Genomic DNA, 21,511 nt, shown 5'->3' with positions numbered 1-21,511 from the left:
GAACTGACCATGCGCGTCGATCTCGATCACCTTCCGCACGTCCAGCAGGCCGAGCTCGCCCGCGTGCGCGACACGCTGATGACCGAGTTTGCGCAGGCGATCGCGACCGCGACCCAGCCCTGGAAGAAGAACGGAAAGATCCTCAAGATCATCCTGTTCGGCAGCTATGCGCGCAACGATTGGGTCGACGAGCCCGAAAATGGCTATCAGTCCGACTTCGACCTGCTGGTCATCGTCAGCCATGCGGACCTGACCGATATCGCCGGCTACTGGTACATCGCCGAGGACAAGATCCTCCACGATCCTTCTGTCCAGCGCCCGGTCAACATCATCGTCCACACGCTCGACGAGGTGAACAAGGCGCTCGGGCGCGGCGAGTATTTCTGGGTCGATATCGTGCGCGATGGCGTGATGCTCTATGAGCTGCCCAACCATCCGCTGGCGGCACCCAGGCCGCTGACGGCGGCGGATGCGCTGGCGATGGCGCAGGGGTATTTTGACGAGCAGCGCGTCTCCTTGGCGAACTGGATCGAGATGGCCGCCTTTGCGAGCAGCAAGGGGAACGATCGGGATTGGCGGAACAAGGCGGTGTTCAACCTGCATCAGGCCACCGAAACGGCCTACGCGTGCTTCCTCTTGGTTCGAACGCTTTACTTTCCGCGATCGCACAACATCAAGTTTCTGCGCTCGCTGTCCGAGGACAAGGAGCCCCGATTGGTCGATGCGTGGCCTCGCTCCATGCGAGTCGATCGGCGCCGCTTCGAATTGCTCAAGCGCGCCTATGTCGAGGCACGCTATTCGCCCAGCTATGAGATCGGCGTCGATGATCTGGATGCGCTCGCGGCTTCTGTGGGGCGGCTGCGGGATATCGTTGAAGCGTTGAGCCTGGAGCGATTGGATCAGCTACGCGCTGAGGTCACCGTCTGATCGATTGGGTCTCGGAGCTGGTCAGGCGTCTCGCGCCTTCGGCGCGACCGCGCTCTATGCCGCTGCGCGGCACCGAGCCCCACTGGGTCTCGGCCGCGGGCGGTTACGATCGCTGACGCGGATTTAGGGCAGCTTTGCGCCTCATAATCGGTCGTTCCCGACCTCGCGGTTCGATCCTGAGAGCTGTCGTTAATTCATACTCGCCTCGGTCGCGACTAGCCTCACCAGGTCCGGCGCAACCGGTAAGGCGCTCGAATCGGATGCCCGTCAACAAGGTCGTCGAGATGACACGACGCCTGTTCCAACCACCGCGATCGCGCTGCGGCTGGGCGTCAGCTTTAAGGGGTCTCCAAGCCGTAGAACCGTTGTCTGCTCCCGACGAAGCGCCGACGGCAGGCGATCGAAATGATCAATCGAGATGTATTCCGGGGTCGTCCGCGACGCTTTGGCTGCCGTTCGTGCAGCATAGTCGCTAAACGAGCGCGGCCCCTAGACGCTGTCCTGCCCCCCATCTCGGACAAGGCGTGATCGAACAAAGCAGGCGAAAGCGCGTCGCCGGTCGCAGCCCCCCCGGGGTCACTCACAGCGAACAGATCAGGCAGCCGTCGCGAAGGCCCGGATCGTCGTCGGGCTCCATTCCCCCGAGCGTCTCGACCAGCGCCAGATTTTTTCGCTGGGCGCGTTTACGAGCCTGCGATACGTCCCAGTTGCGCTTGATCTGCTCCCGACGATCCGGGGTCGCCAAATCCGCCAGCTTCTCGTTCTGGCACCAGTAAAATTGGTCGCCGAACTCGACCGCGCGTTCCTCATATTCCTGCGCCAGCGCAAAGAGATCGGGGTGAGTCTCATAGAGGCGGACCCATTCGATCTTCTGCTGATAGAAGCAGAAATAGCAGCCCGAGCGCGATCGTCCCCATGCCATGTAAGGTGGCAGACCAAGCCCGGAATCCTCCAAGATCTGCATGATATCCTGGCGCACCAGCCCATCCTCGATGAACGGATAAACGGCCGTGATGTTGGGTTTCGTGCTGATATAGCCAACCCGCTTCTCGTCTGCCCTCAGGCCGACATAATTGATGACGGCGCTGTCGCCGACATAGGCCTCGAACGGCTTGAGCTTGAGCATCTTCGTGCACCAGCGCCGATGGTTCGACGGCAACATGCCGCCGAACACCGCGAGCCAATGATCGAACGTGTCGACGGGCGAGGTCTTGGCAATGGGTTTCCCCAATATCGCCTCGAGCCGCGCTAGATAGTCATAGGTCTCGGGCAGTTCCTTGTCGGAATCGTGGAAGATGTATTCCATGTCGGGCACGCGGTCGCGCAGGTAGATGGCAAGGGCCGCGCTGTCTTTGCCACCCGAGAGGCTGAGAATATGGCGAACGGGTTCGGTTGTCATGCTACGTCGCGCGCGCCGGTATCCGCGGCCCCATCGACGATCTCCTCGACACGATCGGACGCGAGCTCGCGCCAGAGCAGGTCGGTCAGCAGCCGTCGGCGGAGTGCTACGTCGCGTGGTAAGCGTCCCGCGAGCAGATCGGCCTCCTGTCGGATGTCCTCGCCGCCGGTCCCGTCGATGATGGCGACGAGGTCGGTGCCGTCGCCGCGCGTCAGGTTGAGACGAACGGCGTCCGGTTGCGCCGCCATGTCGGGATGCGCAAAGGCGGCTGCCTCGGTCTTGCGAAAATGCTCGGCCAAGGCGCCGGCTTCCTCGGCAAATCGGGCCTCGTCCGCCGCCAGCCATTTCGACGGCGGCTTGGCCACCACATAGCTTGCCAGCGCCTCCGACCAGGCGGTGTCGGAGAGACCGGGATCGCGCAGGCGCAGCGCAAAGGTGCGGAGACGGGGATTGCGTGCCACGAGCGAGACGCGCGCGGCACGGGTCGCCAACGCCACCCGGTCGAACCCCTTTTCGTGTCCCAGCGCCTCGGAGGTCTTGTCCTGAATTCGCTTGAGCAACGCGCTATAGGCCTGGCGCAATTCGTCAATCGCTTCTTGGAGACGCATGGCGAATTTGCGCCCCGTCGCTTTCCCATTATCGGTATCGGGCGTGAAACCACGAAATCCACACGCCGCGGGCAGATCCTCGAACAGCAGCGTCAGCGGCTCACGCGCCTTGAGCAGCGCATCGCGCACCGCGATCGCCGACAGGCTCAGCCCGGTCGATTTCTTAGTGTATTCGGGAAGCTGGGCCGCGAACTGGCAGAGCGGGCGCACGACGTCGAGCAACTCGATCGCGTTACTGTCGGGATCTTGCGCAATGGATTTGGCCAACGCTTCGAAGACCTCGAGCCTGACGCCCGAAATTTGGCAGTGCTGAACGTCGAAATATTGCGGCGCCTTGATGAGGCGCTGAAAGTCCGACGGCCCGAACCGGTGCAGGAACGTGCCATGCTCATACACCGCGAGCTCGTGCCCCTTGGTCCGCAGCAGGATCGCCAAGAGCAGCGGCGACACGCCTTCTCGCACCCCAAGCGGCGGGCGCGACAGCGTTTGAATAAGATCGGCAACCCCCACCCGGTCGCCGCGCCCCTTGCGGATTTCGTCGTGCAGCATGCGAAGCGCCGGTCCCAGTCTCAGCGGATCATCGGCCTCGGGGAGCAGGATGGCATGGCCGCCCGCCGTCTCGACATGGACCCTGCCTTGCCGGAGTACGGACAGATAGATCGACTTTTCGGGCGGCGCCTTGTCGGGGTTGAGCCCCAGATCGGCTTCTTCTGCCGACAGGAAGATGCGCTCGACCAACCGCATGCGCGCGGCGGCGGCCGGCGTGCTGAGCGCGTTCCGGTTGATGAGTTCGTTGGTGATCAACGGCGCCTGATCGTAGATCCTGTCGCAGATGGACGAGAGCAGGGACGAGAGGCTGCGTGCGGTCGCCCACGCCTGCACGGGCGCACCCTGCCAATGACAGTGCAGCGCCACATCGTCGCCACGCAGCCCGATCAGGGTGTCGGCGCGGCCCAGGAGTTGCCGCCGGGCAGCTGCGATCTGCCGCGCGACCTCGGCCGCCGCATAACGATCCTCGGCGAGTTCGGGCGTGTTCTGCTCGACCCAGCTCCACAGCTGAAGATCTAGTATCTCGCCCGAAAGGCCGGCCAGCGGGGGCGGCAGGCAAAACACCAGATCGTTGCGTCCAGCGAACGTCGGCGACATGGCGATCGACGCGGCCGCGCTGCGCGCGGCCGCGTCGTTGGCGAGTGCAACCACCAGGACGCCGTCTGCGCGGCTATCCCTTGTCGCGCATTCGGCGATTGTCTCGGCTTGGCAGTACCGGACTTCGAAATAGCGCAGCGTCCCCGTTTCGAGATAGTGACGGCGCGCCATCACAGGCTCGGCCGGGAGATGGGCTATAACCGCGCTCGCCACGTTGCGGACCTCGCCGACTGCCCGCGCGGCGCGCTCAAGCGCCGCTTCGAGATTCACACTGGCATTCGGCCACAGGCGATAGCCCCCGCTCGCACTACGGCGAAAGATCGTCCCGCGCGCGCGAAGAACGTCCAGCGCCGCATCGAGGTCACCGGTGCTGCAAGGTGACAGGCAAGCAGCGAGCGCCCTGTCGGTTGGCAGCAGGTCTTCCGCATCGATCAGATTGAGGACCGCGATCGCCTTGAGCAGTCGCAGTTCGATATCGGACGTGACGACGGCGGTGTCGATCGTCGCAACGATGCGAAGCCAGTGCGAGCGATAGCTAGCCCCGGCCAGCCGGTGACCGAAACAGGCGCGCACATAATCGTACAGATCATCCAGCCTGTACCAATGGTGGGGATCGATCAATCGCGAGGCAAAGCTCTGCAGGCCGAACGGCTCGTTTGAGAGCAGGAAGCCGAACAGTGAGCGCTCGTGCTGACCGAACCGCGCGAAGAAGCGGACGAGTACTGGCAGAACGGTTGGATGGATCGGATAGAGTCGCGTCACGTCCAGGCCAGCCGCACTGACCGTCCCACCGGCGAGCCAGCCCATGTCGGCGGTCGCGGAGGCGACATCCCCCGCCGCCGATCTGAGCGTCGCGGGCAATCGTCCAGTATCGACGCGCAGCGCGCCGGCAACGAGCGCCGCCATATGCGCCAGCGGCTGGTCGAAGACGATTTCCTCGAAGCGACCGGCGACCTTCTCCCATTCGTTGCGCGATGCCATCGGCAGCGCTTCGGCATAGGCATGGAAACCCTGATGGAGCAGCGTCAGCAGCACGAACGGATACTTTCCGCTCCGCGCCGCCATTTCGGCCAGCCGCTGCAGAACGAACACGTCCTCCGCGCCATCGGTCCGTGCGGCATATTCCAGAAATTTGCCGACCTCGTCGACGATTAGGAGCAAGCCCTGCCCCTGGTCGGCCGCCAGCGCGCGCAGATCCGCGATGAGTGCTTCGAGCGCCGCGGCATCGCCGGACCGCTCGACGTCGGCGGCGCGCTCGATCAGCTCGGCATGCGCTTGCGGCACGCGGCCACGCGCCGGTCGGCGGGCCATGACGGCCGCCGCGATCGCCTGGGCCAGGCTCGCGATTATCGACGTGCGCGAGCCGGTCAGGAGAATGGGCCAGAAATCGGGCGCGCCCGACGCACGCGCATCCCACCCTAAACCGCCGGCGAGCCGCGCGACGCCGTCGCTCGTTCGGCCCGCCAGCATCTGCGCGACCACTAGCGCGAACGAGGATTTGCCGACCCCGTAGTCGCCGGTGATCCGCCAGGCGCGCCGGCCCGCGCCCGGGCGAAGCCCCTCGGCGATCCGGGCGAAGGCGTCGGCGATCGCCGGGGTCGCGATATAGTCGTCGAGCGCGGCGGGATCCACAAAATCGCGTTCGAGCTGAACCGAGCGAACGAACCGCTCGGGCACGTGGAACAGTCCGGCAATCGACTTCGAATGCTTAGGCATGGACGATCTCCTGCGCATAGACGTCCCGAAGCAAAATTGCCCCCGCGCCGCGGAAGAGCAATCCCTGCACCGCCGACGGCTGGTAATGGTAGGGCGCATCATCGCCGTGGCGTTCCGCCTCGAGCCGCGACCGCACGTCGTCCTCGGGCAACTTGAAGACTTGGCCGGGCGAGCCCGGCGCCAGCGCTATATCGCGTAACGTAAGGCTGCTCTCGCTCGGGTGGAATCGGTTCCAGTAATCGAGCACGCAATAATTGAACAACGCGGGCGCGATGTCGGCCTTCGGCTCTCGCCGGAACGCGTAGACCGTCTCGAAACGGCCGTCCACGTCCTTGCGCTCGCCGGCCGGCTGCAGAAGTTCGAGCTCGACCAGCGGGCCGTCAAGCGAATCCTCCAGCGCCGTTTTCCCCGAACGCGCACTCAGGTAGGTGTGCAGAAAGACGTCAAGGTGTTGTCCCAGCGTCACCTTCGAATGCTGGTGGCCCAAGCGCTCTGATTCGCGCTGAAAGGCGGCTAGCGCCTCGGTTCTGGTAAGTTCGGGATAAGACCAATGACTGAAAAGATAGTCCCAGGCGAACAGCGCGCTCTCGCTGCGCGAACAGAGCTGCCAGTGGATGAGCCACAACGTACGCCGATCTTCCAGGTAGGGATCGGCCCCTTCCGGCCCGAGCAGATCGTCGGCGAATTCGGTCGTCATGAGCCCGCGCGGCTGGTCGGGGTCCGCCGCCGCGATGCCTGCCACCTCGACCCAGAATCGCAGCGAGCGAACCATGTTCTTGCCGAGCCCGAGCTCGACCATCGCGCGCGGCTCGTCCGAAAAGATCGTCGGATCATTCTTGAGCGCGCGATAGGCTTTGGGCAGCCAAGCATATCGACACGCGAAGCTTTCATGTCCCGAAAATCGATACTGGGAGCGCGAGGGTGTTAGCATGCCGCACCTTCCACGCCCAGCGCCTGGACGGCAAGTGCTGCGCCAACAATGATGTCGACGGCAAGGTCGATTTCGGCCTCGGTGGTGAAGCGGCCCACCGAGAGGCGAAGCGCGCTGTCGACCAGCGACTGGGGCAGGCCCATGGCGCTGAGTACATGCGATGGCTGTTGCGCCCCCGATGCACAGGCGGCGCCCGTAGATATGGCCAACCGATGGCCGACCCGCGCGAGCACGGCGTCATTCGGAATGCCAGGAAGCGAAATGTGCAAGCTGTACGGAAGCCGGCTCGTGGTGTCTCCATTGACAACAAGAAAGGGAAGCTCCGCAAGCAGCCCGGCCTGGAGCCGATCGCGCAATCGTGCCGTCGACTCGGCGTCGGCAACGCGCAGGTCGGACGCCAGACGCGCGGCAACGCCCATCCCCACGATGGCGGCTACGTCGGGTGTCCCAGCATGAGCGAATATCCGGTCGCAGGCGGCATTTGGGGCGGCGACGAATAGAGTTCCAATCCCCTTTGGACCGTAAATTTTATGACCGCTCAGGACCAGAAAGTCACATTTGGCCGCGACGGGATGAAGATCTAGCCGCCCCGCCGCCTGGGTAGCATCAATCAGGGTCCGCACGCCCGCATCGACAGAAGCCTCGACCACGGCTCGTGCCGGATATACCGTGCCGACCTCGTTATTTGCCATCATCAGGCAGAGGAGATCGACCCGAGTTGCGATCACCTGCCTGACGGCATTCAAGGCGAGCTGACCGTGGCGATCGATGGGAAGTCGGACGATCTCTATCCTGCCGTCCGCCTCGAGCGCGGCGAGTGCTGCGAGCATCGCCGGATGCTCGGCTGCCGTCGCGGCCACGCGCAGGCGCCGACCTTGCGCATCCGATAGCGCGATCGCCAGACCCTTGCGGATCGCGTCCGACGCCGAGCTGGTGAACAGGAGCTGGTCGATATCGCAGCCGATCAGCTTCGCCACATCGGACCGCGCGGCCTCGATGGCCGCTGCCGCCTGACGACCGGCGGCGTGCTCGACACTGTTCGGGTTCCCGACGAACCGCCGCATCGCGTCGGTCATCGCATCGATCACGCGCGGATCGATCGGAGTGGTGGCGTGATGGTCGAGATAGACGCACGGCGGCATGTCGCTGGCCGTCATTGCGCAAGATCCATCATCGCCTGGGGATCGTTGCCGAAACGTCCGGGCTGGGCGCCCCCTCGCGGCTTTTTGGGCGTAGGCCGCACCTTTTCCAAAGCCTTGCGGAAATCGATCCTTTGGTTACCCATTTCGGCAAGAAGCACGGCGATGATGGCAAGGTGGGAGGGGACGCCCTTATGTGCATAATTGGTGATCGAATTGGGCTTCATGCCGACGAGATCTGCAAACGCCCTCACGGTGAGACCGGCTCGCGCGAGCTCCTGCAAAAACTGATCATAATTCACTCGGGCCGCCCCACAGAATTTTATGTAGGATAGCACATAAAATAGTGTGATCAACCGTGGGATCAAGCGGCAGAAAGCTTATAGTGCCCCTGCGGCATACCGCGGGATATTAAGTTCATTCTTGTTTTAGCAGCGATTGCGTTCCAATTCTGATCGGTGGAAACGGAGTTTCAATGTCATCTTTCAGCTTCTCGGCACGAACCATCCTGGAGTTGGGGAAAGAACTAATCGGTTCGGACGAAGTAGCGCTTTACGAATTGATCAAGAACGGCGTCGATGCCGGGTCGAAGACGATCGAGATCAGCGCGCAGATACTCTTGGCGAAGAACGACATGCGCCGGGCGCTGGACTTGCTCACCGGCGTCACGCTCAAGCCCGACCGCACCCGGGCGAGCGTTGCGGACGTGATCGACAATATTGCCGACTGGGTTCCGACAAACGCCAAGGAAGACGACAAGGCCGCCTTCCTGAAGGCACTGGGTGACGGCAACCAAACACCCGAAGCCTTCGAGGCGCGGCTACGCGAGACATGCCGGACGCATAATTGGATCGATGTCGAAGACTTCGGATCCGGCATGACGCTCGAGGATCTGACCGACATCTTTCTCAAGATTGGCACGCGTTCGCGCCGCGCCGACAATATCCAGGGTGCGCAGTATCTCGGTGACAAAGGCGTCGGCCGGCTGTCGACGATGCGACTGGGCGATTTGCTGGAAATCGTCACCGCGCCGCCCGGTGCCAGCCATTGGAACGAACTCGATATCGACTGGTCGAAGTTTTCCCATGACGAGGAAGTCGACATCTCGAAAATCGAGTTCACGCCGCAGGTCGGATCGAAGAAGTCCAATCCCAAAGACGGCGGCACCCTCATCCGCGTGCTGGGGTTGCAGAGCGACTGGCATCTCGATCGCTTCCAGGAGATGTTCCACGACAAGATCGCGCGCATGGTCGATCCGTTCGATGCGGGCGCGGCCAACCGGCTGCTCAAGGTCTATCATAACAGCACGCGCGTTATTGTGCCCTCGGTGCCCCAGTCGCTGCTCGATGCAGCGCACGCATCGGCGCACGGTCGGCTTCAATTCGAGGGCGACGAGCCGGTCCTGACGGGCATTGTCGCCTATCACCGCTATGATGCCGATGAGAAGATCGACCAGCGCGGGGCCGAACTCTATTCACTCGCTCAGACGACGGTCAAACGCCGCGGCAAGCGCGGCCAGGCGGCGATCCAGGTTCAGCCGATGCGCCCGCAAGCGTTGAAGGAACTAGGCGACTTCGATTTCGACATCTACTGGTTCAATCGGCGGGTCGTAGAAAAGGTACCCGGCCTCACCGCCTCGCCGTCCGAAACCAAGCAGGAGGTCGCGAACTGGTCGGGCGGCCCGATGCTGTATCGATACGGCTTTCGCGTCCTGCCCTATGGCGAGCCGCAGGACGACTGGCTGCAGCTGGACGTCGCCGCATTCGGCTCGTCCGGCTTCAAGCTGAACCGGCAACAGGTGATCGGCCGGGTGCGGGTGAAGTCGGCCCATACGGCGCTAGGCGAGCAGACCAACCGGCAAGGGCTGATGGACTCCGACGCGGCGAGCGCCCTCAAGACCATCATGATGTGGGTCGTGCACACCGAGCTGCGGTCTCTGATCAACAAGATCGACGAGCAGGAGCGGCTGACCAAGCGCGACGCGGAAGAGCGCGCGCTCGCATTTCGCGACACTCAGGACGAAGTGCAGGAGATCGTCAACGAACTGCGCGACCGAGTCGATCCGAAAGCGCGGGCGCTGGTCGACCGTGTGGCAACCGGGGTCGACCGGTTGGCCGACCAATGCGCAGGACTTGTTCGTCGGATAGACGATGCGGTGAAGGAAGTGACCGACGAGCGCGAGAAATTCGTCTATCTTGCCGGGATCGGCCTGATGACCGACTTCATCTTCCACGAGCTTGATCGGTCGGTCACCTATACGCTCAAGCTTCTGGCCGACAGCCAGGGACGCAACCGGGACGCGGCGCTTAGGTCGCTGCATAGCCAATTGACCACGCTACAGAAGCGCATTTCGGCGTTTGACGATCTTACCGGCGAAAAGCGCCAGTCGAAGAGCAGTTTCGACCTGTCCGATCTGGTCAGCGAAATCCTTCAGGTTCACGAAAACGAGTTCGACCGCCACCGCATCAAGGTCAATTTCGAGCCAACGCCAATGGTGATCAAGGCGGTCCGCGGGATGACGATCCAGATCGTCGAAAACCTACTCGCCAATTCGCTTTACTGGCTCAAACAGCAGGATCGGGTTCAAACCGGGTTCAAACCCGAAATCTGGATTACGATCGATCCGGTCGATCGCGCGCTGACGATCGAGGATAACGGACCGGGCGTCGCGCCCGAACGGCGCGAGGTCATCTTTCAGCCGTTCATAAGCTCCAAGCCAGCTGCACAGGGGCGAGGTCTGGGCCTCTACATCTCGCGCGAACTGGCAAGCCATCATGACTGGCAAATCTATCTGGACAGCGATGCAGGACGACAGCGGAAGGGACGCCTGAACATGTTTGTCCTGGACATGGGGGATGGGAATGAAGCACGAAGCTCGGATCGTCGCAGCCATTGAACGCGGCGAAATCAAGAAGGTCGTCGTCATCGATGATGCGTTCGACCCGCCGCTGATCGGGAATGACGATGCCGGCCCGGTGCTCGAGTTCCTCGAAGATGCGGGGAACGCGACGACCTTCCGGCGCGCGCAGTTGGGCGATGCGGAAGTCGCCGGCGCGATCGCTGCGATCCATGCGACCGACTATACCAGCGACGATCTGAGTGCGGTGATCACCAAGCTCTACGGCAAGTTCGTGGAAAAATTCGAGGCACGGTTCGATCCGTCGGGGCGCTTTTCGACAATCAAGGGCGACAATCTGCGACGCGTGCGGCCGCTGCTGCGCCTCCTGGCAAAGTGCAAGGGCACGTCGGTGACGCGCATCGGGTCCGATGGCGGCGCGGCCGATTTCGCCCGGCTCAAACCCGACGCGATCTTCATCGACTATTATCTTGACCCGATGCTCAGCGCCAAAGGGCCAGCTGACCCAGTGCGCGAGACCAAGGCCCGGACCGACTCGCTCGGCGTGCTCCGCCAGGTGCTGGGTGGCAAGCCCGGCTCGGTTCCTTCGGTTATCCTGATGTCGTCGCACGCCGTCAGCCGCGAAGCCGACAAATTTAGGCAGGAGATCAACCAAGGCCAGAGCAAGCTGTTCGCTAGCCGCTTCCAATATATCTCGAAGGATGATCTCGACGAGGAAGAAGATGGCAGCATCAGTGTCGAGGGCGCTGCCGCCGACGCGCTCCTTGACGTCGCCCAGTGCCACAAGTTCGCCGGTGCGATCGAGGAAGCGCTGCAGCAATGGCGCGCGGGTGTCGACAAGGCCGTAGCCGGCGTGTGGGACACAATCACGGACCTTGAATTGAAGGATTATGCCTATCTCTCGCGGTTCCGCCTGGCCGAAGAAGGACAACCCTTCAGTAGCTATCTGGACTGGTTCCTGGGCGAAGTCCTGACTGATGCCATCGCCCGGTCGGTGAAATGGGATCATAGCAGTTTCAAGTTACTCGACGCCGGCGCCACCAAGAACAATATGGGCGGCGATATCGAGGGTGCGTTTGACGGCCCAACCGACCGCATCGCCGAACTGTATTTCCGCGCACGGATCGATGCTCGCCCGGCGCGCGAGGGCATGGATCTGCGAACGGGCGACCTCTATCGCCACAGCGGCAAACCGGACGAGATCCTGGCGGTGGTAACCCCCGACTGTGACCTGGTCCTTCGCGACAAGAAGCGAAACGCCAAACGCATGATGGTGGTCGCCGGGTCGATCCAAGCGATCAACGCGCCGGACAGTTCGATCGCCGACTATATCCAGTTCGGCAAGCAGAAGCCCGCCAATATCGTCTGGAATGCGAAGGATATTCGAACGCTCGAATATGACGATGTGGGCACCGATGCGCATCGGCTGGTGGGCACGCTCCGTCCGATCTACGCGCATGAATTGCAACGCCGCGTGCTCAATGACCTTGGTCGGGTCGGACTGGCGGTCGCCCCGGCGTTCGCGATGACCGCCAAGGCATCGGTGGTGTTTGCGGGCATCAATGGACCTGTCCGGACGACGATCGCGCTCAAGGGCAAGTCCGCCTGCGTGGTCATCCCAAAGCGCGGCCCCGCCGACAAACCGCGGATCCTCTATCGTCGCAGCTTCGCCTCCGAGTTGCTCGACAAGATACTGTCGCTGCCCCAGGGTAGTCTGAAACCCGAAGCGGCGACCCATCTCGGGTCCCTAAAATCCCCGGACAAGCAGCAGATGCTGCTCGATAAACTGTGCCGGGACGGTCAACGCGACGGCGATCAGGCTTTCGGGATCGAAAGCTCGCTTCGATCGGAGAAAACCAAGGGGCAGATTCCTTGGTGCCAGATTCTGGTCGAGCATAACCCGCTCGAAGACGCCCGTGATGAGACGACTGATCATGTCGCACCAGCGGCAGATGCGTCTGACCCGAACAATGGCGAAGCGGCGGCAGCCGCGCCATCGGCGGAACCGGCGGCCGCACCGGACGCGGCTGCCGATCTCGGCACCGCCTAGGCGTGCGACGCGCCGGTCCGCCGCAGGGGGTCTTATTGGGGCCCAGTCCGGCTCGACCGGCACATGATCGCGGGCCGTTTGTCTGCTGCTAGACGCGGGGCGGATCAGGCCAGGAATCCAGCACCGCATCCGCTGGCAGCACGAGCTTATCGATCGCCGGGTGCGCGGTGTCGGGTTCGCTGCGCAGCAGATCGATCCGCGCCTGAAGACGTGCCAGATCCGCCCGGAGCGCCCGGTCGAGCTGGGTGGGATAGACATAGCGCCTGAACGGCGCGGCGTCCGTCCCCAACCGCTTGCGATAGGCAAGCCAGAGGATGCGAAAGTGCGCCGCCGCGCGCGCCAGATGATCCGCGAGCGCGGGATCGACATCGCCCGCTCGTTCTTCGATGAATGTCCGCAGCCGAAGCCCGGTTGCGCAGATTTCGCGCACCAGCGTCTGGTCGCCGCGGGACAAAGACGAGAGCCATCCAGGGACGAACAAGCTCATCAGCATGCGATAGTTGGGGTCGTTCAGCCGATCGCGCAGATCCTGCGCCATGTTGTTGTTCGCTCTGGAGAGGACCAGATAGGGCATGTGGAACGTCGCGATCTGGCCTTCGAGACGCGTGAGCTCGGCCTTGTTCGTCTCCCGCTGCCGTTGCGTATGCCCGGCCGCCTCGGCGCTTGCTATCGTCCGCTGAGTGTTCCACATCGACACTAGCAGGGCTGCGCTGGCAACGAACGCCGACGCCAACGACGTGATGGCGATGGCGACATCCTTCCAGCCGAACCCCGAGCCGCCACTCGTGAGCACCCGAACCTTGAAATCAGCCGCCTCCTTGGACGGCGCACCGACGGAATCGACAATGCCGAGCGTGACAAACACACCGACGGCAATCACGAGCAGCGCCATCATCGCCACGACGACCCAGAACGGCCGGCCAGGCCGAAACCCGCTCACCGCTTGCGTGCCAAGGTGGCAATCCAGTCGTGCGGCGAACTTGAGATGTCGGAATCGGCGCTGGACAGGGCACATCGTACAATGTCGAATCCGGCGCCGTTCAATGACGATAACCATTCATCGGCGCTGACATAGGTAAATCCGCGGCCGTCCCGGTCGATCGCGGTGCCCTGCCCCGCCTTCATCGTCGCCAGAAACATCCCTTGGGGACGCAGCCATTCGGCGATCCGGACCAGTATCATGCGAATTTCATCCCGCGTCAGATGGAGGAGCGACGCGATCGCCAAAGCACCGTCGAGCGATTGCGGCAAAAGCCGGAGCGCGCGGATGTCGGTCACGACAATGGGCGCACCCGAGCGTGCGCGCGCCAGCGAGACCAGACCGGGCGAAAGATCATAGCCGGTGCAGTGCAGTCCCACATCGCGCAGACTGGTGAGGTCGCGACCGGCGCCGCATCCCAAATCGGCAACCATGCCGCCTGCAGGCAGCGCGGCGATGAACGCGTCCAACAGCGGTGGGCCGCTGGAGAGCCCGGTCCGCTCGGCATATGCTGTCGCGTGAACGTCGTAAAACGCATTGTCATGGGCCGGGCCGTCGGTGAAAGGCACTCCTTCGACCACGGACGGCGCACTTTCAATCACACTCGAGGTGGCCTCGTTCACTGACATCTCCAATCCTAGATGCTCAATATAGGAAATTTGACCGATCTGCACCCCTAGCTGCAACGCTCGGCCGGCGGGCCGACGGCTCCGCCGATCGGTGATCTTTAGAACGCGAAGTCGGCAGCACGGGCATCTTTGCCAAATCCGATATGTTCCCCCTTTTGGCGCACGCTCGGTCGCCAAAGCGCCGTGGCTGGTTTCCAAATGTCTCCAGATACTCGCTTGGGGCTCATTGTAAGCATCGCCAACTCTTTTGCTCTAACTGGTCCAGATCATCTGGACCTGCCACCCACGCCCCAATGAGCGCAAATTCGGCTGCGGCCGGATCATCTCGTTTACACCCGGGCGGTCGGCGGGTTGCTTGTCCGCTTCAGTAGAAGCTCACTTCCTTATCCGACAGTCCGCAACCGGCCCAACAGCGGATGGGCCGCTTTCGGTGGAAGCTGCCGGACAGCTACGCGCCCTAAAATCCGGCTTTCACCGCGACATCAGCGCCTCCTGAAAGCGGACCTTCGTTGCGCGACGCGCGACAGTGCAACAAAATGGGCACTAGGATTGAGGGCATAAGTTTTGGACCTGGGCCAGCCACGACATGAATTGGGCCGGTTCCGGCCTGGGTGCTTTTGGGCAACCAAATTGCGCGGACCGCAACGACGTCGGCCCCGCTGCCCATGACAACTACAAAATTCAACGGTGAACTATTCGGCACTTTTAAAATCGACGGCAAGATGCGAGGCTGCGCATCAATCATCGACACCACTGCTCCGGCGCACTTTGGGATGGGTAGATGTTACTATGGATTCGGGTGGAATCGAAATTGCACGATCACTTGTGGCACCGATCTTAGATACCACTACAGACCTATGGGGTGTCGCTTTAGGTGACCGGATCGCCGCATGGCGCCTGCGGAATGTAATCGAAACGCACAGAAAGCTGCAGGACGAGGCTCAGGCCGCAGGGATCACGCTTAATGTTAGCAAAATCCCAGAGCGTTTCGCGGTGGCTTGGTTTGAGGCTGCTTCGCAACAAGATGAGCCCGATCTGCAGACGATGTTCGCACGACTTCTTGCCGGAGTAGCAGCTGAGAGAATTGCTCCTGATGCTCGTTTAGTTCGCAAGCTAAAGGACTTGGAGCCTCCTGACGCCATCATTTTCCGTGAATTTTATTCTTTAACACCTGAGCAAGCGCGAGAAATTAATACAGCCGGAAGTCGTTATCTCTGTCTCGACGACTTCCAAATGTGGCTTTTGGAGGGTCGGGCCTCACCCGGCCCTTATCATCCACAGAGCTTTGAAATACTAAACGAGCTTGGACTGTTAAAAATATTTGAAACGAATGTACACTCGCCTCGCACGATAAACCGCAAACTGCGGCCAAATGTACTACGAGAGGAAATTTCTATCGAGAGAAATCAGGAGGCCATTCTGCAGTATATAGGAGAGGTAACGGCACGATCTGAGTGTATAACCTCTACCACTCTGGGCGAAAAGTTAGCCCATGCTGTACTAAAGCCCCTAGCGGAGCCATAGTGTACATTATCCATCGTTGATGAAGGCTCAGTGATCCATACGCTAAGTGCAGCTATCAGGATCGGGGTTCATGTCGCACACAGCTGCGATCGGGGTTGTAGCTGACTTAGCGTCCACCGGATTAACCCACCGAATCTAAACGCCTTAGTGTGTAACGAAATTGCTCATTCTGTTGCAGTGTGGCTGTGGCGAGCATCCGCTTTCGAACTTGCGCGAATGCGAAGCATACCGTCGGCATCCGGCCCAATTCCGGACGCCTACGTTGCGCTGAGCAGTGCGGATCCGCTCCGCACGACCGGCTTGGAACGCGGGGATCAGTTGAGCGCACACTGGCACCACCTGCGGTGTTGCCAGGGGTCGCGTGTCTTTGTTTGCCGCGTGGCACACTCGCGCGGCCGGGGGGCGGCGCGGCGGCTGGCCCACAGGCCCGCGCGCACGCCGCGCCGCCGGTCGGCCGCGTGCGAGGGTGCGGCCATTTGTTGGCCGCCTTACGCCGGCGGGTGCTTGGCTCGGTGTTTGGGTGGAACGACTCTGCGCGGGATCGTCGCATCCTGCGCTGAAGGGCAATCCATTCTGTGGTTTGTCAAACGGTGCGGCAAAGCAATATGCCGCCGTGCCTGCGGCGACTTTAGGCTGCTTCGTCCTGCGCCTGGGCCAAGGTCGCTGCTTGTGGCCACCGGAGCGTGGGGGGCGCTCGGCTCAAGACGCGCGTGGAACCGACCGCTCTTGGCAGTTTTGGACGGGGGCGCTTGTTAGAAATATGGGCGCATTTTTCTAACAGGAAATGAGCTCGTGTTCGTGATCCCCGGCGGATCATGAGGCGCATCCGCTGCATGAACGCGACTGGGTGTTCACGCATTGGCGCTTCTCGATTTCGGCATCCGGGGGGCACTGTTCAGGGCTGCCTCGGCGGGGCGGCATGGGACGGCTGCCGCCACGGTGACCTCCCCGCTCTTGGAGGCACTTCCTTGGACCGGCGCACGGCCTGACGCCATCAACCCGTAAAGGGTCCGCCATACTGCGCATGCGGCCGCTGCGCTGTGCTGGCGGTGATTGCGGCCATGCGCCGGACCCGTCGGGCGCCTGTCGAGCGGGGGCGGTCCCCGCTCCCGGACAGGAGCATCCCGATGCCGCTCAACCTCGCCCAGCAAAACGCCTGGAGCCTCGCGCGCACCCTCATGACGGTCGTCGTCGTGTTCCGGATCGAGGAGCACAAGTTCGGCGTCGTCGAGGCGCACGAGTTCGATGGCGACCCTGCGCTGATCGTCCGCGAATATGATCCCTTCGCGCGCTGATCGCACGCCTCGCACAGCGACGCGCAGAATCTGCCGCACGGTGGCACAAGCAGAGTGCAACGGGCCGTGCGGCCCGTTGCGGTCGAGGTCTGGCGCTTCGACCGAACGCAGGTTGGGCAGCTGTGGATCGCTGCGGTCCGTTGACCGGTCCAGCCGGCTCAGGCTTGGTTGCTTGAAATGGGGCGAGCGAGGCACTGCCAGGCCCGCCCCTCACAGATCAATAGTCGATCGACGGCATCGATGCCGGCTTCTCCTCCTTCGGCAACTCCGCCACGAGCGCTTCGGTGGTGATCAGCAGCGAGGCGACCGAGGCTGCATCCTGCAGCGCGGTGCGCACCACCTTGGCCGGATCGATCACGCCGGCCTTGACCAGGTCCTCATATTCGCCAGTGGCGGCGTTGAAGCCCCAGTTATAGTCGGGGTTCTCGAGCAGCTTGCCGACGATCCAGGCACCGTCCTCGCCGGCATTCTCGGCGATCTGTCGCGCCGGTGCGCGCAGCGCGCGGCGAACGATATCGATCCCCGACTGCTGATCGTCATTCCCGGCCTTCAGCCCCTCGAGCGCCTTGAGCGCGCGCAGCAGCGCGATGCCGCCGCCTGGAAGGATGCCTTCCTCGACCGCCGCGCGGGTGGCGTGCAGCGCATCGTCGACGCGGTCCTTCTTCTCCTTGACCTCGACCTCGGTCGCGCCGCCGACGCGGATCACCGCGACGCCGCCCGCGAGCTTGGCGAGCCGCTCCTGGAGCTTCTCGCGGTCATAGTCGGACGTCGTGGTCTCGATCTGCTGGCGGATCTGCGCGACGCGGCCGTCGATATCGGCCTTGGTGCCGACGCCGTCGATGATCGTCGTGTTGTCCTTGTCGATCACGACCTTCTTGGCCCGGCCCAGCATCGACACGGTGACATTCTCGAGCTTGGTGCCAAGCTCCTCGCTCACCACATCGCCGCCGGTAAGGATCGCGATGTCCTCGAGCATCGCCTTGCGGCGATCTCCGAAGCCCGGTGCCTTGACCGCCGCAACCTTGAGCCCGCCGCGCAAGCGGTTGACCACCAGGGTCGCGAGTGCCTCACCCTCGACATCCTCCGCGATGATCAGCAGCGGACGACCCGACTGCACCACCTTCTCGAGCAGCGGCACGAGCGCCTGCAGGTTCGAGAGCTTCTTCTCGTGGATGAGGATATACGGGTCGTCGAGCTCGACGCGCAGCTTCTCGGTGTTGGTGATGAAATAGGGCGAGAGGTAGCCACGGTCGAACTGCATGCCTTCCACGGTCTCGAGCTCGGTCTCGAGGCTCCTGGCTTCCTCGACCGTGATTACGCCCTCATTGCCGACCTTCTCCATCGCCTCGGCAAGGATGCGGCCGATCTCCGCATCGCCATTGGCGGAGATGGTGGCGACCTGCGCGATCTCGCTGTTGGCGCTGACCTTCTTCGCGTGCGACTGAAGGTCCCGGGTCACCGCGCCCACGGCCAGATCGATGCCGCGCTTGACGTCCATCGGGTTCATGCCGGCCGCGACCGCCTTCGAGCCTTCGCGGACGATTGCCTGGGCGAGCACGGTGGCGGTGGTGGTGCCATCGCCTGCCTTGTCATTCTGCTTGCTGGCGACCTCGCGCAGCATCTGTGCGCCCATATTCTCGAACTTGTCGGAAAGCTCGATCTCCTTGGCGACGGTGACGCCGTCCTTGGTGATGCGCGGCGCACCGAAGCTCTTGTCGATCACGACGTTGCGCCCCTTGGGGCCCAGCGTCACCTTCACTGCGTTCGCAAGCGTATCCACGCCACGCAGCATGCGATCACGCGCGTCGGACGCAAACTTCACTTCCTTGGCAGCCATCTGCCTGACTCCTTTCTGTGTCCTTCCTGAAGATTGGCGATGGAAGCGGTCACGCCGCCTGGCGGACCGCGGCGACCCTCTCGATCACGCCGAGAATGTCGCTCTCCTTCATGATGAGCAGATCCTCGCCGTCGATCTTGACCTCGGTACCCGACCATTTGCCGAACAGGATGCGGTCGCCCGGATTGACCATAAGCTCGACCAGCGTGCCGCGCTCGTCGCGCGCGCCCGGTCCGACAGCGACGATCTCGCCTTCCTGCGGCTTTTCCTTCGCGGTGTCGGGGATGATGATGCCGCCCGAGGTCTTCTCCTCGGCCTCGATGCGGCGGACGACCACACGGTCGTGCAAGGGGCGGAAATGCATGCATAACCTCCAGTTGCAAAACATGAATGTGATGTCTCCGGCGCTCGTTCGAACGCCGGGCGGCGGCGAATTGGGAAAGCCGATTTTTCAGTTCAAGAGGCGAAGCGAGAAATTTTGGCACGCGTTTTCATGCAGTGCCAACGACCGGGCTGCGCGGCCGCCGGTGCGGGTCTTGACCATCGCGGACGAGCGACCAAAATTCCTGGCACTGGGCGCAGCCGCCCACCGCACAAGGAGCGACGACGAGGGAAGGAGGACAGCCGTGTCGCAGCCAGTCTCCCGTTTTCTTCATCCGTTCGACATCGCGCGCCATCCCAGACTCGAGCCCGAGGTCAGGCGCGCCATTCTCGCCCGCTGGGCGTGCGAGCCATCCGCGCTTCCGGGCAAATCCGGCTGGCGACCGCCGTCCGGCACGACCGGGGACGGGCTGATCGACGAGGATTTTTCTGCGCTGCGTTCGCTGAACCAATCGCGCGCACACCGGATGGCCCGCCTATGACCGACCGCGCGCTTCTTGTGCAGCTCGAAGGCTATGGGCTCACCTTCGCGGAAATTCATTACTATCGCCCCGATGCGCCGTCGCTGCTGCAACTCTTCGCCTGGCAGGAATATGATCTCGCACCCGATTTCCCGGTGCTGCTCGGCTTCCTCGAACATTGGCGCCGCGAGATCGAGGCTGCGCTGCATTCGGTGCGGATCGAGCATGAACGGCTGATCCGGCCGGCGGAGTGGCGCGCGGTGGACGGTGTGTTTCCGCTTCGGTGATCACGCAACTTTCGAGCGGGGACACAGCATCTGCGCAATTGCTTGTTGCGGCCGCACGCCGCGCCTCGGATCGGCCCTCACTCAGGAGGCAGCCGCAATGTGTCCCGGCTTCGACCGCTGAAATCCATCCGAATGCGCCCCGGAGGCCGACATCCGGGATGATCACCGTGCCTCAATGGTCGGATGTGCCCGGCTGACGGCGCGATCGTCCTTCGATCGCCATGACGTCGCGAGATAGAAACGGCATGGTTTGCTGGGCGACCCGCAGGGCGTCGAGCGCCTCCTGCCGCTTTCCCTGCGCCAGCAACGCGCGGGACAACGAATAGCGCAGGTCACCCAGGCCAGGGTGCCGCGCGATGAGCGCGCGGATGTTGAGCTCGGCTGTCCGTGCCAGCGCGATCGGCTCGCCATGGCGCAAGACCAGATCCGATTGCACGCGCGCGAGGAGCGAGCGCGACATCACGCTGGCGTCGGCCCCGTCCGCGAGCGCGGCGAGGCTGTTGCGGGCACCGACCAGGCTCTGCCGGTCACCGAGCCGCCAGAGCCGATAGGCTTCGGCGTAGCGGGCGCGGGATTCTTCCGACATCCCGGCCCCGCTGCCCGAAAACGCGCTCACATGGGCATGCACGTAATTTGCGAAATGGAGCACCGCCCGATCCGACTGGGTCGCCGATACGGGATAGCGTTCCGCGAACAGGACTACGCCCGTGCCGCCATCGACAAGCTCGGTTGCGAGCTGCCCCTTGTTCGCGGACGTGTCGAGGGAGAGTCGCACGATATAGGCAGGTGCCGCGCCCGGGGAAGGAGGCCGATCGATGACCTGAACGCCTCCGAATTTGGAAAACGCCCGGACCATGTCGCGGCGCACTGCCTCCGCTTGCACGGTATCGCTGCCAGGTGCAGCCGGGTCGACGATCACCGCGAGCAGCGGCTTGGTGGCATCGCCCGTGTCGCGGCCTTGCCAGGTCAGAAATAGCGCTGCCAGCGCGGCAAGCGCCGTCGTCGCGGCGAGCCCGATCATGCGCCGCACAGGCCATGCGCGTGCCGGTTGCGCCTCCCGCATGACCAGGGTGGTGCGGTAGCCATGGTTCCGCACGGCCTCGATTGCTGTGCCGTCCATGCCGATCTGTGCGAGGCTCTCGCGCAGCAAGGTCACCCGCTGCTTGATCGTCTCCCGCGTGACGTGCGCATCCCAGACAATGCGCTCGATGTCGGCGAATGCAACCGGGTCGGGCGCCCGTGAAACGAGCAGGTCGAGCATCCGAAACGAAAGGTCGGGCAAGCGGTGCGCAGCGCCAGCGACGATCACTGCGTGACGTAAGCGGCACAGTTCGATGCTCATTTC

Annotated in this window: 17 protein-coding genes; 7 read left to right on the top strand and 10 right to left on the bottom strand. The window is 63.0% G+C overall.

What is annotated here, in order from left to right; genetic code table 11:
- Nucleotides 1-9: 9 nt before the first annotated feature.
- Entirely contained in the window at nt 10-927 is a 918-nt protein-coding gene (locus ACRYLO_RS17390; protein WP_482661312.1) for a HEPN domain-containing protein, read from the top strand.
- 580 nt (nt 928-1,507) lie between these two features.
- Here the strand turns inward: ACRYLO_RS17390 and ACRYLO_RS17385 are convergent.
- The 5 genes from ACRYLO_RS17385 to ACRYLO_RS17365 are packed head-to-tail and all read right to left on the bottom strand — an operon-like array spanning nt 1,508 to nt 8,168.
- A complete protein-coding gene (locus ACRYLO_RS17385; protein WP_482661311.1) occupies nt 1,508-2,326 on the bottom strand; it encodes a phosphoadenosine phosphosulfate reductase domain-containing protein in 819 nt (272 codons plus the stop codon).
- Nucleotides 2,323-5,796, bottom strand: coding sequence for a hypothetical protein (locus ACRYLO_RS17380; RefSeq protein WP_482661310.1), 3,474 nt, complete (start codon nt 5,794-5,796; stop codon nt 2,323-2,325). The genes ACRYLO_RS17385 and ACRYLO_RS17380 overlap by 4 nt, the downstream gene beginning before the upstream one ends.
- A complete protein-coding gene (locus ACRYLO_RS17375; RefSeq protein WP_482661309.1) occupies nt 5,789-6,727 on the bottom strand; it encodes a DUF4007 family protein in 939 nt (312 codons plus the stop codon). Before ACRYLO_RS17375 ends, ACRYLO_RS17380 begins: the two co-directional genes overlap by 8 nt.
- Nucleotides 6,721-7,884 carry a cysteine desulfurase family protein gene (locus ACRYLO_RS17370; RefSeq protein WP_482661308.1) on the bottom strand — a complete coding sequence of 388 codons (1,164 nt, stop codon included), beginning with the start codon at nt 7,882-7,884 and terminating at the stop codon, nt 6,721-6,723. Before ACRYLO_RS17370 ends, ACRYLO_RS17375 begins: the two co-directional genes overlap by 7 nt.
- The gene (locus tag ACRYLO_RS17365) at nt 7,881-8,168 is read right to left on the bottom strand and encodes an XRE family transcriptional regulator (RefSeq protein WP_482661307.1); all 288 of its coding nucleotides are present in this window, start codon (nt 8,166-8,168) and stop codon (nt 7,881-7,883) included. Before ACRYLO_RS17365 ends, ACRYLO_RS17370 begins: the two co-directional genes overlap by 4 nt.
- A gap of 173 nt (nt 8,169-8,341) precedes the next feature.
- Here ACRYLO_RS17365 and ACRYLO_RS17360 point away from each other — a divergent pair, with 173 nt between their 5' ends.
- Both ACRYLO_RS17360 and ACRYLO_RS17355 read left to right on the top strand, forming a co-directional pair.
- Nucleotides 8,342-10,762 carry a sensor histidine kinase gene (locus tag ACRYLO_RS17360; protein WP_482661306.1) on the top strand — a complete coding sequence of 807 codons (2,421 nt, stop codon included), beginning with the start codon at nt 8,342-8,344 and terminating at the stop codon, nt 10,760-10,762.
- Nucleotides 10,728-12,773 (top strand): hypothetical protein, encoded by a 2,046-nt coding sequence (locus ACRYLO_RS17355; protein WP_482661305.1) that lies wholly within the window; start codon nt 10,728-10,730, stop codon nt 12,771-12,773. The genes ACRYLO_RS17360 and ACRYLO_RS17355 overlap by 35 nt, the downstream gene beginning before the upstream one ends.
- An 88-nt stretch (nt 12,774-12,861) precedes the next feature.
- On the opposite strand, the gene ACRYLO_RS17350 is transcribed toward ACRYLO_RS17355, so the two are convergent.
- Both ACRYLO_RS17350 and ACRYLO_RS17345 read right to left on the bottom strand, forming a co-directional pair.
- Nucleotides 12,862-13,665 (bottom strand): hypothetical protein, encoded by an 804-nt coding sequence (locus ACRYLO_RS17350; protein ID WP_482661304.1) that lies wholly within the window; start codon nt 13,663-13,665, stop codon nt 12,862-12,864.
- Between the two features lie 44 nt (nt 13,666-13,709).
- Nucleotides 13,710-14,375, bottom strand: a complete 666-nt coding sequence (locus ACRYLO_RS17345) for a class I SAM-dependent DNA methyltransferase (RefSeq protein ID WP_482661303.1) — start codon at nt 14,373-14,375, stop codon at nt 13,710-13,712.
- 693 nt (nt 14,376-15,068) lie between these two features.
- On the opposite strand from ACRYLO_RS17345, the gene ACRYLO_RS17340 reads away from it, so the two are divergent.
- Both ACRYLO_RS17340 and ACRYLO_RS17335 read left to right on the top strand, forming a co-directional pair.
- On the top strand, nt 15,069-15,905 hold the full coding sequence (locus ACRYLO_RS17340) for an Abi-alpha family protein (protein WP_482661302.1): 837 nt from the start codon (nt 15,069-15,071) through the stop codon (nt 15,903-15,905).
- 1,127 nt (nt 15,906-17,032) lie between these two features.
- On the top strand, nt 17,033-17,200 hold the full coding sequence (locus ACRYLO_RS17335; RefSeq protein WP_482661301.1) for a hypothetical protein: 168 nt from the start codon (nt 17,033-17,035) through the stop codon (nt 17,198-17,200).
- Between the two features lie 217 nt (nt 17,201-17,417).
- Here ACRYLO_RS17335 and groL read toward each other — a convergent pair whose 3' ends face one another.
- Both groL and groES read right to left on the bottom strand, forming a co-directional pair.
- Entirely contained in the window at nt 17,418-19,037 is a 1,620-nt protein-coding gene (groL, locus tag ACRYLO_RS17330; protein ID WP_482661300.1) for a chaperonin GroEL, read from the bottom strand.
- Between the two features lie 49 nt (nt 19,038-19,086).
- Nucleotides 19,087-19,401: a co-chaperone GroES gene (groES, locus tag ACRYLO_RS17325; RefSeq protein ID WP_482661299.1), complete on the bottom strand. Its 315-nt coding sequence runs from the start codon at nt 19,399-19,401 to the stop codon at nt 19,087-19,089.
- Between groES and ACRYLO_RS17320 the strand changes: the two genes are divergently transcribed.
- Both ACRYLO_RS17320 and ACRYLO_RS17315 read left to right on the top strand, forming a co-directional pair.
- Nucleotides 19,400-19,900: a hypothetical protein gene (locus tag ACRYLO_RS17320; protein WP_482661298.1), complete on the top strand. Its 501-nt coding sequence runs from the start codon at nt 19,400-19,402 to the stop codon at nt 19,898-19,900. The two genes, groES and ACRYLO_RS17320, sit on opposite strands and share 2 nt — an antisense overlap.
- Nucleotides 19,897-20,166 (top strand): usg protein, encoded by a 270-nt coding sequence (locus tag ACRYLO_RS17315; protein WP_482661297.1) that lies wholly within the window; start codon nt 19,897-19,899, stop codon nt 20,164-20,166. Before ACRYLO_RS17320 ends, ACRYLO_RS17315 begins: the two co-directional genes overlap by 4 nt.
- Nucleotides 20,167-20,338: 172 nt before the next feature.
- Here ACRYLO_RS17315 and ACRYLO_RS17310 read toward each other — a convergent pair whose 3' ends face one another.
- Nucleotides 20,339-21,508, bottom strand: a complete 1,170-nt coding sequence (locus tag ACRYLO_RS17310) for a winged helix-turn-helix domain-containing protein (RefSeq protein ID WP_482661296.1) — start codon at nt 21,506-21,508, stop codon at nt 20,339-20,341.
- Nucleotides 21,509-21,511 lie beyond the last annotated feature (3 nt).

This window comes from Sphingomonas sp. SDUR79 (genome assembly GCF_056821745.1).
This window is presented reverse-complemented; position numbering and strand designations above follow the sequence as displayed.

Coding starts and splice junctions, on each gene's coding strand:
- ACRYLO_RS17320 (WP_482661298.1), top strand. CDS start 19,400: ATGCATAACCTCCAGTTGCAAAACATGAATGTGATGTCTCCGGCGCTC.
- ACRYLO_RS17360 (WP_482661306.1), top strand. CDS start 8,342: ATGTCATCTTTCAGCTTCTCGGCACGAACCATCCTGGAGTTGGGGAAA.
- ACRYLO_RS17350 (WP_482661304.1), bottom strand. CDS start 13,665: ATGGCGCTGCTCGTGATTGCCGTCGGTGTGTTTGTCACGCTCGGCATT.
- groES (WP_482661299.1), bottom strand. CDS start 19,401: ATGCATTTCCGCCCCTTGCACGACCGTGTGGTCGTCCGCCGCATCGAG.
- groL (WP_482661300.1), bottom strand. CDS start 19,037: ATGGCTGCCAAGGAAGTGAAGTTTGCGTCCGACGCGCGTGATCGCATG.
- ACRYLO_RS17355 (WP_482661305.1), top strand. CDS start 10,728: ATGAAGCACGAAGCTCGGATCGTCGCAGCCATTGAACGCGGCGAAATC.
- ACRYLO_RS17375 (WP_482661309.1), bottom strand. CDS start 6,727: ATGCTAACACCCTCGCGCTCCCAGTATCGATTTTCGGGACATGAAAGC.
- ACRYLO_RS17380 (WP_482661310.1), bottom strand. CDS start 5,796: ATGCCTAAGCATTCGAAGTCGATTGCCGGACTGTTCCACGTGCCCGAG.
- ACRYLO_RS17385 (WP_482661311.1), bottom strand. CDS start 2,326: ATGACAACCGAACCCGTTCGCCATATTCTCAGCCTCTCGGGTGGCAAA.
- ACRYLO_RS17370 (WP_482661308.1), bottom strand. CDS start 7,884: ATGACGGCCAGCGACATGCCGCCGTGCGTCTATCTCGACCATCACGCC.
- ACRYLO_RS17390 (WP_482661312.1), top strand. CDS start 10: ATGCGCGTCGATCTCGATCACCTTCCGCACGTCCAGCAGGCCGAGCTC.
- ACRYLO_RS17310 (WP_482661296.1), bottom strand. CDS start 21,508: ATGAGCATCGAACTGTGCCGCTTACGTCACGCAGTGATCGTCGCTGGC.
- ACRYLO_RS17335 (WP_482661301.1), top strand. CDS start 17,033: ATGCCGCTCAACCTCGCCCAGCAAAACGCCTGGAGCCTCGCGCGCACC.
- ACRYLO_RS17315 (WP_482661297.1), top strand. CDS start 19,897: ATGACCGACCGCGCGCTTCTTGTGCAGCTCGAAGGCTATGGGCTCACC.